The organism is Leptolyngbya sp. FACHB-711, from assembly GCF_014695615.1.
In the GTDB taxonomy this organism is placed as follows: domain Bacteria; phylum Cyanobacteriota; class Cyanobacteriia; order Elainellales; family Elainellaceae; genus Leptolyngbya_A.
Map to the genome: position 1 here is coordinate 1 of NZ_JACJOR010000324.1, position 15,240 is coordinate 15,240.

At 48.5% G+C, this 15,240-nt stretch carries 13 protein-coding genes and 2 pseudogenes; 8 read left to right on the forward strand and 7 right to left on the reverse strand.

Annotated elements, in window-relative coordinates; translation table 11 throughout:
* A partial coding sequence (locus H6F80_RS13180; protein ID WP_190792001.1) for an AAA-like domain-containing protein occupies window positions 1-1,726 on the reverse strand: 1,726 nt, incomplete at its 3' end.
* A 314-nt stretch (window positions 1,727-2,040) separates the two neighbouring features.
* On the opposite strand from H6F80_RS13180, the gene H6F80_RS13185 reads away from it, so the two are divergent.
* From H6F80_RS13185 to H6F80_RS13200, 4 genes are all read left to right on the forward strand, one after another.
* On the forward strand, window positions 2,041-5,901 hold the full coding sequence (locus tag H6F80_RS13185; RefSeq protein ID WP_190792002.1) for an AAA-like domain-containing protein: 3,861 nt from the start codon (window positions 2,041-2,043) through the stop codon (window positions 5,899-5,901).
* 185 nt (window positions 5,902-6,086) lie between these two features.
* Window positions 6,087-8,549 carry a tetratricopeptide repeat protein gene (locus H6F80_RS13190; RefSeq protein WP_190792003.1) on the forward strand — a complete coding sequence of 821 codons (2,463 nt, stop codon included), beginning with the start codon at window positions 6,087-6,089 and terminating at the stop codon, window positions 8,547-8,549.
* A gap of 17 nt (window positions 8,550-8,566) precedes the next feature.
* Window positions 8,567-8,878, forward strand: a complete 312-nt coding sequence (locus H6F80_RS13195) for an ASCH domain-containing protein (RefSeq protein WP_190792004.1) — start codon at window positions 8,567-8,569, stop codon at window positions 8,876-8,878.
* A gap of 21 nt (window positions 8,879-8,899) precedes the next feature.
* Window positions 8,900-9,865 carry a GNAT family N-acetyltransferase gene (locus tag H6F80_RS13200; protein WP_190792005.1) on the forward strand — a complete coding sequence of 322 codons (966 nt, stop codon included), beginning with the start codon at window positions 8,900-8,902 and terminating at the stop codon, window positions 9,863-9,865.
* 50 nt (window positions 9,866-9,915) lie between these two features.
* Here H6F80_RS13200 and H6F80_RS13205 read toward each other — a convergent pair whose 3' ends face one another.
* The 3 genes from H6F80_RS13205 to H6F80_RS13215 are packed head-to-tail and all read right to left on the reverse strand — an operon-like array spanning window position 9,916 to window position 11,366.
* Entirely contained in the window at window positions 9,916-10,320 is a 405-nt protein-coding gene (locus H6F80_RS13205) for an NUDIX hydrolase (protein ID WP_199296548.1), read from the reverse strand.
* A gap of 16 nt (window positions 10,321-10,336) precedes the next feature.
* A complete protein-coding gene (locus H6F80_RS13210) occupies window positions 10,337-10,672 on the reverse strand; it encodes a hypothetical protein (RefSeq protein WP_190792006.1) in 336 nt (111 codons plus the stop codon).
* 1 nt (window position 10,673) lies between these two features.
* The gene (locus H6F80_RS13215) at window positions 10,674-11,366 is read right to left on the reverse strand and encodes a helix-turn-helix transcriptional regulator (protein WP_190792007.1); all 693 of its coding nucleotides are present in this window, start codon (window positions 11,364-11,366) and stop codon (window positions 10,674-10,676) included.
* Window positions 11,367-11,529: 163 nt separating this feature from the next.
* Between H6F80_RS13215 and H6F80_RS13220 the strand changes: the two genes are divergently transcribed.
* The gene (locus tag H6F80_RS13220) at window positions 11,530-11,748 is read left to right on the forward strand and encodes a GNAT family N-acetyltransferase (protein WP_190792008.1); all 219 of its coding nucleotides are present in this window, start codon (window positions 11,530-11,532) and stop codon (window positions 11,746-11,748) included.
* A gap of 2 nt (window positions 11,749-11,750) precedes the next feature.
* A pseudogene (locus tag H6F80_RS30785) lies at window positions 11,751-12,125 on the forward strand (class I SAM-dependent methyltransferase).
* Between the two features lie 254 nt (window positions 12,126-12,379).
* On the opposite strand, the gene H6F80_RS13230 reads toward H6F80_RS30785, so the two are convergent.
* The 3 genes from H6F80_RS13230 to H6F80_RS13240 form a co-directional block, all read right to left on the reverse strand.
* Complete coding sequence (locus H6F80_RS13230; RefSeq protein ID WP_190792009.1) at window positions 12,380-13,270, reverse strand: helix-turn-helix domain-containing protein; 891 nt, start codon at window positions 13,268-13,270, stop codon at window positions 12,380-12,382.
* A 300-nt stretch (window positions 13,271-13,570) separates the two neighbouring features.
* Window positions 13,571-13,765: a hypothetical protein gene (locus H6F80_RS31310; protein ID WP_190792010.1), complete on the reverse strand. Its 195-nt coding sequence runs from the start codon at window positions 13,763-13,765 to the stop codon at window positions 13,571-13,573.
* Window positions 13,749-14,198 (reverse strand): LysR family transcriptional regulator, encoded by a 450-nt coding sequence (locus H6F80_RS13240; protein WP_190792011.1) that lies wholly within the window; start codon window positions 14,196-14,198, stop codon window positions 13,749-13,751. Before H6F80_RS13240 ends, H6F80_RS31310 begins: the two co-directional genes overlap by 17 nt.
* Before the next feature lie 96 nt (window positions 14,199-14,294).
* Between H6F80_RS13240 and H6F80_RS13245 the strand changes: the two genes are divergently transcribed.
* Both H6F80_RS13245 and H6F80_RS13250 read left to right on the forward strand, forming a co-directional pair.
* Window positions 14,295-15,008: an SDR family oxidoreductase gene (locus tag H6F80_RS13245; RefSeq protein WP_190792012.1), complete on the forward strand. Its 714-nt coding sequence runs from the start codon at window positions 14,295-14,297 to the stop codon at window positions 15,006-15,008.
* 27 nt (window positions 15,009-15,035) lie between these two features.
* A pseudogene (locus H6F80_RS13250) lies at window positions 15,036-15,240 on the forward strand (MATE family efflux transporter); the annotation flags it as partial.

Genomic DNA, 15,240 nt, shown 5'->3' on the forward strand with positions numbered 1-15,240 from the left:
TCCCTACTAATTTAACCAGCCCCATACTGTCTAGTTTAAAGGCTTGTTCGGAGGGAAGCCGCACGGGGGTCTCGTGCAAAACAATGTCCCGAAATGCTTGCATTAAAAACGGATTGCGTTCGAGATTGCTGAGGTGGCGACGCAGATGATCTGCATAAATGCTGCCTGTTATGAAGGTCTCTTGCAGGAGTTGATCAAAGCTCAGAGTTTGGTGAGCGATCGCATACAGTGCCAATCGCACCAAAAACGGATGTCCTCCAATCAATTCCATTAAGGCTTGGATAGCTTCAGGAGAGAGTGCAAGACCATAACGCTGCACCAATTCCTCCACCTGAGGCACCGTGAATTCTGGTAACTCGATCGGTAGCCCGACGTTAAACGGAGATTTGTTGATATCAAGCGGAATATAAACCTCTGTGGAATGCACGACAATCAGACGAATATTCTTCCAAATCTCTCGCCGTTTTGCTTCTTCATGGAGGGCACGCAATAGCCCAAAAAAATCATCAGCAATTTCGAGGTTTGCAAAGACGCGATCGACTTCATCTAAGCCCAGGGCTAGGGGAGTGGAGAGAGACGGCAGCAAATACTGTTCAAAGTAGGCTTTGCAGCATTGGTTGCTGCCAATAACGGGAGCAAGTTGCCAGTGGCTTGCCAGTTGGTCAGGGTCAAGCAGTCCCAATTCTAAACTTACACTCGCACAGAACCACTGGAGAAACGTATCGGGGTTGGTCAGGCTGCGCTGATTAGCAAGCTGAAAGCTCAGGGGGATAGCCCGCGCTCCTTGCTGTTTTGCCTGATGAAGAATGCGAGCCATTAAGGAGGTTTTGCCCATTTGGCGGGGGGCTTTGATCCGAATGAGGGCCCCGGGTTGGGCGATCGCTTCGTAGCATAATGTCTCGATCGGAGGTCGCTGGATATAAAACTGCGATTCGAGATCGATTTGCCCACCGGGGATTTCAGGAGCTGCGCTGGGGAGAGGTGGAAGAGGTGATTGGTCAGTAGGCGTTGTTAGCTGTCTCCAAGATATGGCAAGCTCATGGTTAGCCGGAAGAGTCATCCGCCGCTGTTTCAAAACCTCCAACAGAGCTGATGATAATCGGGTAAATGATTCAGATAGCTGCCATTGCCACGGTTGGCTGTCCTGCAAATAGCTCAGTAAATCAAACGGTAATCGCTGCATCCAGGGTAAGTTGAGCAGTATCGGCAAAATTCCAGGCTGGCACCTTTTCGTCTGCAATTCCCTGGCAAGCTGAACGTTTGCTAGAGTTGCTTCACTAGCAATGGATTGTTCTGTTAACAGCAACAGCCAGTAATCCGAGAATTGCAGATTTTCGGCAGATAGCAAAGGCGTGGAGGGGGTCACCACTTGATGCCGAGTTTGGGCACACGACTGCTGAAGCTGCGTGATCAGTTCAGCACAGCTTGCATCACCGCTAATCAAAATGGTTACAGTACTGTCCTGCCCGTTCAACTTTGGCTGAGTTTGTTCCGCGGGTGGTTCTGCTTCTAGGTCGGCGAGATCGCGCCAATCCCGCCCCAACGCTTGACAAAGTTCTACAAAATTAACGAAATCTACGGGTTTGCCATTGAGAAAATGACTGACCGTTGATTGGGCAATCTCAAGCTGCTCAGCGAGGAGCCGCTGGCTGGGAAATCCGTTTCGCAATAGAGACAGCTTTATGTCAGAGATACAGGACTGACGGAGTTTGAGCGATCGCGGCATAGTCAGGGCAAAGGGGAGAACAAAACAGAATCTCAGCGTGTTGGCAATTTCAATTATGACGAATGGAACAAACCCCGGTAGTATAGCCGTCACTTACCCGTTTCGGACGAACATCTAGGACGGCACAATTCTCCTTCTTCAATGCTTTGACGATCGCTGTTTTGGTGCAGGATAGGAGTCAAGCTCAATAAAGTCGATGAAAACTTGATTGCAACATAAAGTTTTCCTGCCTGAACTCACTAACCTCTCAACTTTCATAGGAGATAACCACAGATTCCCAGAATCTATTTCCCTCATTTCTTGTCTAACTAACTATGACAGCACATCCCAATCGAACGGTCGCTCACTATCCCTATTACCAGGCAGGCGGCACTTTACCCGAACAGGCTCCTACCTACGTCAGGCGGCAGGCTGACCTCGATTTGTATGAGGGGCTGAAGGCAGGTGAGTTTTGCTATGTGTTGAACTCGCGTCAGATGGGGAAATCCAGCCTTCAGGTACAGGTGATGAATCGTTTGCAGGCGGAGGGAATTGCCTGTGTCGCGATCGATATTTCTGACATTGGCAATCAGGTGTCTCTGGAGCAGTGGTACGGCGGCGTTGCCTACAAGCTGGTGAGCCAACTAGGCCTGTTTAATGCTGCGGAGTTTATGACCTGGTGGCGCGATCGCAGTTCCCTCTCTCCGGTGCAGCGGCTAAGCCAACTCATTGAAGAGATTTTATTAAAACAGTCTCAGTCGATTGTGGTTTTCATTGATGAAATCGACAGCGTTCTCAGTTTTCGAGACTCACTCGATGATTTTTTTGTTCTGATTCGCGCCTGCTATAACAAGCGAGCACACCATGCTGCCTATCGTCGGCTCACCTTTGCGCTGCTAGGTGTTGCAACTCCTGGCGATCTGATTAGTGATATCAATCGCACCCCTTTTAACATTGGTAGAGCGATCGATTTGTATGGCTTTGTTGAACACGAAGCCCAAGTTTTAGCGGAAGGATTCAAAGGTGTTGTGCCCGATCCTGAGATAACGTTACGCGAAGTTTTACGATGGACGGATGGACAACCGTTTTTAACGCAAAGAGTCTGTCAATTAATTGTTCAGGAATGGAGTTGTGAACAGGCTGGACAGAATTGTATGACTCATTCTGTTGATGCTCTTATCAGGACGCGGATTATCGATCGTTGGGAAGCACAAGACTATCCCGAACACTTGAAAACAATTCGCGATCGCCTGCTTCGGAATGAGCAGTGGGCAGGACGATTATTAGGGCTTTATCAGCAGATTTTGCTGTCTCCCAGTCAATCCATTCCTGCTGATGATTCGCGGGAGCAGATGGAGTTGAAGCTGTCGGGTCTGGTGGTGCAGCGTCAGGGCAGGCTATGGGTTGCAAACCGGATTTACGCAACTGTGTTTGATCCAATCTGGGTCGGTGAGCAGCTTGACAAGCTGCGGATTTACAACGAGGCGATCGCTGCCTGGCTAAACTCCGATCGCCAGGATGATTCCCGCCTGCTGAGAGGACAAGCCTTGCGCGAGGCGCTAGATTGGTCAGCAGGTAAGAGTTTGAGCGATGAGGACTACCAGTTTTTAGCGGCGAGCCAGGCCGTTGAGAATCGCACGATTCAACTAGAGAAACTGGAAGCTCAGATTGGCTGGGATATCGAGAAACAGGAGAAAGAGAGCATTGCCAGAGCCAATCAAATCCTGACCCAAGCCAATCAAACGGCTAAACGGCGAATTCGCATCGGATTAGTCGTGCTAGTGGCTTCAATTGTGGGAGCGGCGATCGCGGCTCTGTTTGCCCAGAATGCCCTGGAAAAACAGCAAACTGCCCTAGCAGGCACACGCCTGGAACGACAGGGAATGACCGTTTTACGACAGTTTGAAACCTCTGAACTGGATGCTCTAGTTTCTGCGATGAAGGCTGGGCAGGCGCTAAACCAGTTGGTGAGGGGCAATCGTCCCTGGGCTGAGTATCCAGCGATCAGCCCCGTTCGAGCACTGCATCAGGTCTTGAGCCAGATTCGCGAACAGAATCGGGTAACAGGTTTTCCGGCTAACCTGGGGGCGGTGGAATTTAGCCCTGATGGAGAACTCGTCGCAGTAGCTTCTGCATCTCCCTCCGCAGGAGTTCATGCCGCCGCTCAACTCTGGACAACTCAGGGAAAGCAAATTGCAACGTTGGGTGATCATGGTGGCACAGAACTGGAGATGGCGTTTAGCCCAGATGGTCAATTGCTCGCAACCTCCGGCTTTGACGGTAAAATTCGCTTGTGGGATCGACAGGGTGATTACCCCGAAGGGGGAACTGCTTTGCATCGTCTGCGAGAGTTGCAACAACCTCAAAATCGTCCGGTGTTCGGTCTGGCATTTAGTCCTGATAATGAGCGGCTGGCGGCGGCTAGTGTTGAGGCAGTCGATGTCTGGTCATCTCAGGGACGCTACCAGTTTAAGCTGGAGGGGTTTGAGGGCAATATTCATGCGGTGCAGTTCAGTCCAAATGGGCAATATTTAGCGGCGATCGATGAGCGGGGTAATGTAAAAATTGCGTCCCGCAGCGGTCAAACGTTAGCTAGCTTCAAAGCCTCTCCTCACTTGAAGATGCAGTGGAGTCCCAATAATCAGCATCTACTAACGGTTGGGATGGACGGTATTGGTCAAGTGTGGACGTTGAGCGGCGATCGGTTTGGTGAAATCAAAATTCCGGGCAATGGCAATGTCGCACATTCACAGATCGCGGATGCTGAATTCCTCTCGAGCAACGAAATTGTAGCGATCACAATTAATGGAGACGTAACCTACTGGACACCTGAGGGAAAACAACAAACTCCCAGGGTTCCTGGTAACCGTTCCAAATCCCAAACCATTACGCCAGTGGAAGCGAATTTACATCTCAGTCCTCAGGGTAATCACCTTATCTTTAGCGATTTCTCTGGCAAGATTTACCTGGGTCAACAGCTTAAAGCGGTTAAGCCAATCGTCTCAATGATGCAAGGGCAGGGCAGAATTCTCAACGCCTGGTTTTCTCCAGAGGGTAATCGTCTGCTCACGTTTTCAAGCGCTGGAACGATTCAGGAATGGAACCTGCAATCGTTCAATTACTACCCACTACAGGGAACTTCGTCTGACTTTATGCCATCCACCGATGTCAACGGAGCAGCCGATCGCGTGATTGGTATCAGTGCCGAGGGCAAAGCCCAACTCTGGGATACCGCAGGACGGAGACTAACAACACTAGATACCTCCGGACAATCCTACCTGCAAACACAGTTCAGCCAGGATGGGCAGGTGATTGCGATCGCCGGACAGGAAGGGCTAATTCGCCTGTGGAATCCGCAGGGACAACTGCTGCAAGAACTGAAGGGTCGCCTTCCTTACGTCAGTTCCCTTGCCCTCAGCCGAGATGGAAGCCATATCGCCGCTGCGACCACCGACAATCAGATTCATCTCTGGAATCGTGAGGGAAAGGTGCTGCTACAAACTCGGCTCTCTTCTACGTCATCGATTAACGCACTGCGGATTAGCCCCAATGCAGAATGGATTGCAGCAGGACAAGCCGATGGCACTGGCACCCTAACAATCTGGTCTTCTAATGGGCAAAGACAAGCAAGCTTCAAAGCTCACGATCAAGCTCTGATCGCTCTGCAATTCAGCCCAGATAATCAACACCTAGTCACAACTGGCTTAGAAGGAACAATCAAAATCTGGACAGCTCAGGGACAGCTTGTTAAAACGCTAGAGCAAACCCAACCAGATGCCTACTCGATCGAATTCAGCCCCGATGGACAATACTTTGTGACCACAGGGATGAACGGCAATATCAAAGTCTGGAGCCGCCAGGGACAGCTCCTCAGCGATTTTACAGGACACACCGATTCTATCTTCAGAATTGCATTTAGCCCCGATCGCCGCAGCTTTGCCACCCTGGCCAGCACTGAGCTGCGATTGTGGACACTAGATGGACAGTTGCTGAGCGATATGAGTGTTTCTGAGGGCACACACAACATCAGCTTCAGCAAAGATGGTCAAACAATCTTCACCGTTGGAAATAACAATACGATCCATCACTGGCAAGTGCCTGAATTGCCAGGCCTATTAAAGCAGGGCTGCAATTGGTTATCTCCCTATTTCACCCATCATCCAGACTTGCGCGATACACTTCAATGTCCTTCCTAAATCTAAAAGCCATTCTGGAATTAATCTTACTGCTGATGAAGCCTAACTACTCAGTATGAGTTCCTAGAAAAATCGCAAAGCATTTCAAAAAGCCTCTCAAATGATGTATCTATGCTTTAGTGTAATTGCGAATAATGCTCTTCCATTTTCCATCTGAAACCACCGTAGAATCAGAGAGATCTGTCATGCAGCCCTGGATGGTGCCCATCATTGTCAGTTTGTTTGCTGCTGTACCTGCTGCCGCAGAAGCAATTCCAAATTTGTCTGCCTTGTCAGGGGATCATTCTGTCCCTACGATCGCCCAAGTCAGTCCTCAGTCAAGCCCTGCTGCTCAAGCCTGGGAGCTAATTCGGGCAGCCCGGCGCAATGCCGCCAATGGTCAAGTTGCTCAAGCGACAGAAGCCTTACTCCAGGCTGAACAAATCACCGCGCTCCTCTCCAATTCCGTTACCCTTGACCAATTCTTTGCCACCATTGCAGCAGAGTTAGCAAAACTGGGACAGTACGATTGGGCGATCGCTATCACCAACCGCATGAGCTATAACTCCCTGCCTTCATTAGGGTGCTGTGTGCCTGTAAGGACGGATGCGGAAGTTGCAATCGTCCAAGCTTATTTGAATGCCGGACAGATTAAGACAGCCCAGCAATTTGCCGAGAAAATTCAGTTTGCTCCATCCCGTGACCAAGCCTTAATTCCTGTGGTCTCTTATCTGGCTGAGCAAGGACAGTTTAGCGAGGCAATTGCCCTCAGCCAATCTATACAGGATTACGGCGACCAAGCACGCGATGCCATTCTCAAAAGCTATATCAACACCGATCGCTTCACAGATGCATTGGCATTCACAGAAAAGATCACAGACCCTAACGAAAAATCATCCCTGCTCTCAACCCTAGCACGGTGGGCATGGCGCAGCGGCAAGACTGACCTGTCTTACCAGATTGCCAGTCAGATTCCAGAGCCAAGCAGCCGAGTTCAGCTCTGGATAGAAGTCGCTCTTGCCTATGCTAAAGCTGGAGCAAAAGAACGCGCCGTCAGCATTCTTTCCGAAGCCTATGAGCTAACCAAAATGCAGCCATCGCAGGTCTTCGCTCAGTGGGCAGGTCACTTCGCCCAGGTCGGAGCCTTCGATCGCGCTCTAGCTCTTACCAACAGCTTCACCGGGTATGAACAGGCTCATGCCAAAGTCATCATCGCCCGCGTCTACTCCGATGTTGGACGGTATAACGAAGCGATCGCTCTTACGCAACAGGTGCCAGATGGAATCCTGCAACCCTTTGGCGATATGCCTGACCTGAAAGTAGAAGCCCTGCAACAGATCGTTCAGCAAGCGGCGAAAGCAAAACAGTACGATCGGGCAATGCAAGCTGCAAATGTCCTTCAGGAACAGGCTCGCGTCAATGCACTGCAAACGATCGCTCAACAGTACCGGCAGGTTAATCAACCTCAAGATGCGATCGCCATGCTAGATCAAGCTTTGGCTGTAGCTCGCACTGTGGATAAAATGACTATCTTTTACGATCGCAATACCTACGTCACCGTTTCTAACGCAGGATTGTTGCTAGAGATTGCTCAGGATTATCTGGCGTTCAATGAATCCGATCGAGCCAGGGCAGTGTTAAATGAGGCGCTTGAATCAGCTAAAACTCTAGAGGTTCAGAATCAAGATTCGGTGCGAGAACAGGTGCGGTATCTGGGAACGATTGCCCGATTATATGCCCAACTGCAACAGCGTGAGGAGGCACAAGCAGCGGCAGAAGGCGCGTTTAATCTGATCAGTCAATTTCCTGGAAGTGAGCGGTCGTCATCTTTCCCCTTCTGGACAGTAGTGCCGATGGCTGAAGTGGCTCAAATGTTTTTCCTTGCGGGGGATGAGGAAGAAGCGATGCAAATGCTGTCGGGTTTAAGGACAGTTAACAGCACCGCTACAGAACCATTGCAGCAGCTTAGAGGAATGGAGGCGATCGTCAAAGCCTATGCAACTATAGGCGCGGAACCGCAAATGCAGGAAACTGCAGAAGCCGCCTTGACCCTAGCACAAAGCCTGGAACCTGCTCAACAGGATTGGATGATTGGACGCATTGCAGTTGCAGCAGCATCTTCTGACCCAGCCTATGCCCTCCAGATTATCCAGAATCAGCCCCACCAAGCTGGATACATTTCCACGCTGGCTCAAATGGTGGTGAACTATCATGCCACAGGTCAAAACGCTCAGGCACAAGCCGTTGTCATTCGACTTCAGCAAATTGCGGAAACGATTCCTAATGATAGCCAGCGAGAACAAGCCTTGAATGATGCAGTTCGTTTTTATTTCGTGCTTTCGGGAGTCCAAAATCCATCTATCTCACAGTTGCTACAGGCGGGGCAAATCAACGCTGATCTTCAGTCTCCTAACTTGAAGGCTTATAACTGGTTCCTCATTGCTCAAGCCTATGCCTTTCAGGGGGAAACGAGCCGCGCTAACCAAGCCGCACAATTTTCGCGCGAGGCTGTAGAAACAATGCCCAATCGCTTCGAGCAACGGGAACTCCTCTGGCAAATGGTTGAAGAAGCTTTAAATGCCAAGGAGCCTGCTCTCGCAGTACAAATGGTAATGGGGTTTAACGAAGAATCTTATCGAACGATCGCGTTACAACAATTCAAAGTTTAATTCTCAAAGGAGTTAAAATGGCAGCGTGTTCAACCGTATGGGAATGGGAAGCAGAGAGTAGCGAACCCCCTAAAATAGGTTCTAAAACAATTGTGCTGGATGGAAGCGATCGCCCTCTTTGCATTATTGAAACGACAGAAGTAACACTCCGAGCATTTAATGAGGTGGACGCACAGTTTGCCTATGAAGAGGGTGAGGATGACCGTTCCCTGGAATCCTGGAGAGAGGAACATTGGAGGTATTTTTCACGGGGATTACCTCAAATCGGTAAGCAGCCCACTCCTCAAATGCTGCTGGTTTGCGAGCGGTTTCGTGTGGTTTACTCGTAGTCATCAGGATGCTGAAGAGCGATGTCATTTCCAGAACACTTTCTTCCCCAACAAACTGAACGACTGACGCTTCGGCGCTTTACTGAGACTGATCTCGATCGCTTCCTTGCCTACCGGCATGACCCTGAGGTTGCCCGCTTCCAAAGTTGGTCAATGCTATTAGAGAATGAGGCGATCGCTTTCATCAATGAAATGAGTACAGTTCCAATTGGAATTCCAGGGGAATGGTTTCAAATTGCGATCGCTCTCCAGCAATCCAATCTACTGATTGGTGATATTGGGATACAGGTAAGTGAGCACGATACAACAACAGTAGAAATTGGTTTTACGCTACATCGAGAAGAACAAGGTAATGGCTATGCAAAAGAAGCGATTCAAGCATTGCTTTGCTCATTATTCGAACCTGGAAATATTACGAAAGTCATTGGCATCACAGATAGCCGCAATCATCCATCAATTAATCTTCTGACACGATTAGGAATGAACTTAGTAAGCTCTGAGGAGGTTGTATTCAAGAATGAACTTTGTCTAGAGCAAACATTTGAGTTGAGGAAGAAAGGCTGGTTATTGCATACAGTCAATGAGTTAAAACCAGAGTATATTCTTGATGGTCGTCGCACCACCACACTGGAGGCATTCTACAACCAAGTGGAACAGATTTTGCTGGCAGGACAACCCTGGGATAAGAACCTCGATGGTTTCCATGCTGTACTTCGAGGTGATTATGGATGCTTACCTGATTCATTCCGATTAGTATGGCGAGAAGTAGACTATGCGAGAGCAGCTTTAGGTTATGACGAGACTGTTCGCCAACTGCTGCAACAGTTACGGGATTGTCCTCCTACTGCGTTAATTAAAACCGCCTGGGCACTACGAGCAGCCCTGAGAGAAAAGGGACCCACGGTTTTTGACTGGTTGGTGGAAGCGATAAACCGTTATCCAAACGTAGAGTTGGTGCTGGTCGAAACGGCGGATGATGTTGAGTAGCTACCGCTTGTAAGCGATGCGAAGCAGTTCCCCCTACGGGGTAATCGCGCCTAATCAATCCATTGCTGCTTATACAAATACTCCAGTACCCGTTGCGTAGCTGGAGCACATTGGTCTAAATCTATGTACCTCAGCCACGCGATCGCTTCAATTTCAGAATCTGCCATGATTTCACCCCTGTAGTCTGCCCCAAAGCAGCGCATCGTCACCTGAGTTGGTTCTGTGTAGCCATGAGCAACCTCCTGCACGACCATTACTTCTGTTAAGGTTTCAGCGATCAGGCTGACATTAAGTTCTTCCTGAACCTCTCGGCGCAATGCCTCCCAGTCAGACTCACCCTTCTCCCGTTTTCCACCAGGCAGATAGAACACATCGTTACCCGTTGTCCGGGCACATAAAACCTGTCTATCCCTGATGCAAATCCAGGCGACAACATCAATGATCATGCTATTCATACTGACACAGGGGATTTCAGCTTTGATAGAATATCGTGCGATCGCGTCCACAGAATGGAGCCTCCCTCATTAGGATCAAGGATATGGGTAGCCGTGGCAAGTGAGCAGCGAGGGTTACGCTAAAATCGGGGGAGTGAACAGGACTGGTATCTAAACCGTCATACCAGAGGTCTACAGGAATCGTGATATTCTCCAACGCAAACGACCACGCACTCATCGCATTCACTGAATCGCGGACGTAACCTCCTCCCTGAGAAAATCCTTCCTGGAGGCAACGCTGGTATGCCTGAGTGAATGAATCACTCAAATACAAGGATCGATCGCACTCTGCGCTCATATCATTTGTACCCATCTCAAATGACTTCTATGAGTTGATGATTCAAAGCTTCAAGATTGATTCCGTAACGGTGAAACAAATCAGTCTGAATGGTCTTATCGGTATCAGCTAGCCGCATCAAACCCCATAAAAGATGTTCTGTGCCAATCGACTTCTTGCCCTGAAGCCGAACGACCTGTAAAGCAAGCTCCAGGACAAACTTGCTTTGTGAACTCAATTTGAGATTCTCACCTCGTTCAAAACTATGCTCATCAGTTATGGCTCTCAGTGTTGCACCATTCGCTTGCAGTAATTGAGCAGACGTTGCTGCTGGATCAGCCAATAAGCCAGCTAGCAAATGTTCTGGTTCAACCTGCGGTTCCTGCGAAGTTGTGCCCTGTGCTGACTGTTGCAACCGTAGGGCTTCGTTTCGAGCGAAGGTGATAGCATGAATTGCCTGTTCTGTGAACCGCTCAAACCCAAACTCAAAACCGAAGAAATTTTTGACTCGTTCAAATAATGTTTGCATTGAATTCTTTGCCTCAAAGATGAAAACGTCTTCGATCGAGACCTGAAACAAACTGGCAATTTTGAACGCCATATCCAAGCTTGGGTCGAACTTACCCGATTCAAACCCGTTGACCGCTTGACGGCTTACTTCTAGTTCTCTGGCGAGGTCGGCTTGTGACCATTGGCGTAATTGTCGAAGCTCTTTCAGCCGATTCTTCATCCTTTCGCCTATTTGCTGTCAAGTATTACTTTACATCCCTAAGAAACAACTTGTCAAGTAGTACTTGACAACATCGGTTTAACAGCTAGCTTAACATTGTTGAAAACCTGCTGTGCCTGACAACTCCTGCCTAAGCGATGGATTGAGGCAGCAGTGTTAAGGTGTGATTGATGTTTGGAATATGGCAATGAGCAATCCTGCTGATCCAACCGTCTTACAAATTGACGGTTTTACGATGCGTCCACTTCAATTCTTAGATTTGGAGGCGCTTGTATCCATCTGGGCTGATCCTGAAGTAACTCGCTTTTTGCCAAGTCGAGGCGTTTCAATTCCCAGAGAGAATGCAGAAAGGGCACTACAATCGTTCATTCATCACGATTAGGAATTGCTGCAGAACATACAGTTATCGATTTAGGTGCGGGTACAGGTAACTTTGCCATTCAATCTGCGCTTACAGGAGCTTCTGTTCATGCGGTTGATATCTCGAAAGCGATGCTCACTTATGCTCAAAACAAAGCCCAATAAGCAGGCGTTACCACGATCAAGTTTCATCAAGCAGGCTTTTTGAGCTGCAAGCATCCAGATCAATTAGCCGATTTCGTCGTCACCAAAAATGCACTTCACATTCTGCCCGATTTTTGGAAGATGACGGCTTTTTTGAGAATTGCCACGATGCTGAAGCCGAACGGTAAGTTTTATTTGCGAGATGTCATCCTCCCATTTGCACCCGCAGATTATGAATCGTCAATCAATAACTGAATCAAACAGGTTGCCAAATCAGACGGCGAAGGGTGGGCAACCAAAGACTTTGAGATACATGTACGTGAAGAGCATAGTACTTATGGATGGATCATCGAGGGAATACTAACGCGAGCAGGTTTTGAAATTGTTGAAGCGAATTACAACACACCAACCTATGCTGAATAGTTTTGTATCAAACCCAAAATCCTAGAATGACCAACTATATTTTTTAGCAGTTCTTACCTCAGTTAGCTGGCAATAACGCTCTTAATTTAGTACTTACGGTAATTACCAGGAGTCATGCCGGTTGCTTCTCGAAACGCCTTACCCAAGTGGCTCTGGCTATTAAATCCACACTGAAGCGCAACTTCTGCGATCGCCAATTGCGATGTTTTTAACAGCTGCTTGGCTCGCTCCACTCGCTGTTGCAGCAAATATTGGTGTGGAGAGATTCCTGTAGACTGCTTGAATAAACGGCTGAAATGAAACTGACTCACCGACGCAACATCGGCAAGATGAACTAATTTGATGTCTTGGTCCAGATGGGCATGAATGTATTCTGAGACTTGTAGAAGTTTGCGATCGCCCAATCCTCCCTCGTACTGTGTGACACGAGGTTGATCGCTGGAATACTCCCGCAACAAGTGAGCTGCTAGCACATTAGCTAACGATTCAGCATAGAGCCGCCCAATTCCACCACCTCCTTTGTAGAGTTCTGCTTTTAGCAGCAGCAGAATTTGCTCTAATTGAGGATCGCGCACCCGAAATTCTGTCACCAGTTCCAGGCGATCAGGGTTAACTGCTGCTTCCTGGGCAACGGATTGCAGAAACTGGGCAGGCATTAGGACGTGGAGATAGTGATCATCCCCTTCGGCACGGTAGGATGCAGGGATGTCTGCCGGAGTAATGGAGATATCGCCTTTAGAGTAGAGTCCAGTGTAACAGCGATCGCCCACCATTTGATGAATGCGATGGGGACGAGGAGCCAAACAAAGCGCGATGGAATGCCCAACCCAGGCTTCTGGTAAATCGGTTCCCCCAGGCGGTTGCTGAAATTCCTCAACCAGCAGGGGTTGCCAGCCAAGCGATTCACTAGACATCACCGGGATGGGAATGTCTGATTTAGGTAGAGAGGTGCTACTAACCTGGGATGCTTTTGCCATAAGAGTTTTGAGTCATTCCAAAACTGACAGCAAGATTTTGACAAACGGGCAAAATTCAAGTATTCCAGGGCTTGTAGATTCCCTTAATGTGTCATTGTAATCGATTTTTTAACAAGGTGTTATCCAAGGCAATCAGGAGAAGTAGCGTGGAAAAGCGAATCTTAATTGCAAGTTGGCTATTTTTGATTGGTTCTAGCCTGTTTCTCATTGATTCAATGTTTGAGGCTGCTCAACATTTTTCATTTATGTCTCTGCTGCACTTATCGGAGGGCGTTCTATTTCTGATTGGTTCTATCTTCTTCATGCCATCTTCTTCAAGTTCTTCTCCATCTCTCCCAAAAACTGTCTGCAATAACCATTCAGAAACTCAAGGAAAACTCGAACTCGTGGCGACAGATTACGCTGATGAGTAAACAGCGCATGAACTGCAAGACCAGGAAATGATTGATTGGGAAACAGCAGAATTAGTTGCTCTTGATCAACTTCTTGTTTCACTTGAAAACCAAGTAAGCGAGTGATACCTAAGCCTGCGATCGCTCAACCGTAAGTCAATCTGGATCTCTGGATATTGGGCTAAAAATTCTGGAATCGATTGCATGAGCAACCACTGCCCAAAATCCAACGATGTACTGACGGTCAGCTTGCCGCGTGGCTTGCCTTTGGAAATGACCAGATCATGGGCTTCGTCGAGTTCTCTCAGTAAGCGGGACACCCGTTCGTAATAAGCCGCTCCCTCTGCGGTTAAGCTAAGCGATCGCGTTGTACGGTGCAGCAGTCTTACCCCTAATCGGTCTTCTAACTTGGCAACTCGCTTGCTGATGGCGGAGGGAGTGGTGTCGAGCGATTGGGCAGCCGCACTGAAGCTATTGCACTCTACGCTTTCGACAAAGGCGATCAGTTCGGGAAGTTGATTGAGAACATTCAGCATTTATTCCGGTCAAGCACAAATGTTTTGCCAAAATACTGCTTTTTCTTCTAGTGAGGCAAAGGATATTTTGATGAAAGTGTAACAAAGGATAAAGCAATGAGTTCCAAGCAAGTTGTCATTGTCACCGCAGCAAGTCGTGGCATTGGGGCAGGTTGTGCGCGAGAATTAGCCGCTCAAGGGTATGCTGTCTCGTTGTTTGCGCGATCCCCTAGCATCCTGGATTTAGCACAAGAATTAGGTGGGATTGCTGTTCAGGGTTCTCTATCCAACGCTCAGGATTTGGAAAATTTAGTACAAACAACGCTGAACCAGTTTGGGCGAATTGATGCAGTAGTGAACAGCTTTGGTGATCCACCCCGACCTGACTTGTTAGAGATTTCTGATGATCTGTGGTTGGAGAACTTTGAGATGTTGTTTTTGAGCGTGGTGCGATTAGCTCGTCTGGTGACAGAGCCAATGCGTCAGCAAGGCGGTGGTGCGATCGTTAATATTTCTGCCTGTGACTCTCAAGAACCCTCCATTGGAACACCATTTAGCGGCACACTGCGAGCGGCAATGGAAGGATTTACCAAGCTGTATGCTCAACGCTACCGGGGCGACCATATCCGCATGAATTGTGTTGCCCCTTACTTTGTGGTAGATAGCCTGGAGGAATTAGCGGGATGGGATGTTCCCAGTGATTTGATGTGGGGTCGTCCGGCAACCTATGCGGAACTGGCAAAAACTGTTGCATTTCTCATTTCAGATGATGCCAAATTCATTTCAGGAACGACGTTGAAAGTTGATGAGGCGCGATCGGCTGCAATTTAGTGATTAGAGAAGTGGGGAGATTTCATTATGACAGTTATCAAAATCCAAAAGAACGATCTTCTAGTTGAAGTACGCGAGTTTTTTAAGTTAGCGGTTCCCCTTGCCAGTGCTCAAGTTGCTCAATCTGCGACCGGCTTTGCTGATACCGTCATGATGGGGAGAATGGGAGCCGATGTCTTAGCGGCTGGAGGGCTGGCAGCCATTACATTTCTTTGCATCATGATGACTGCGA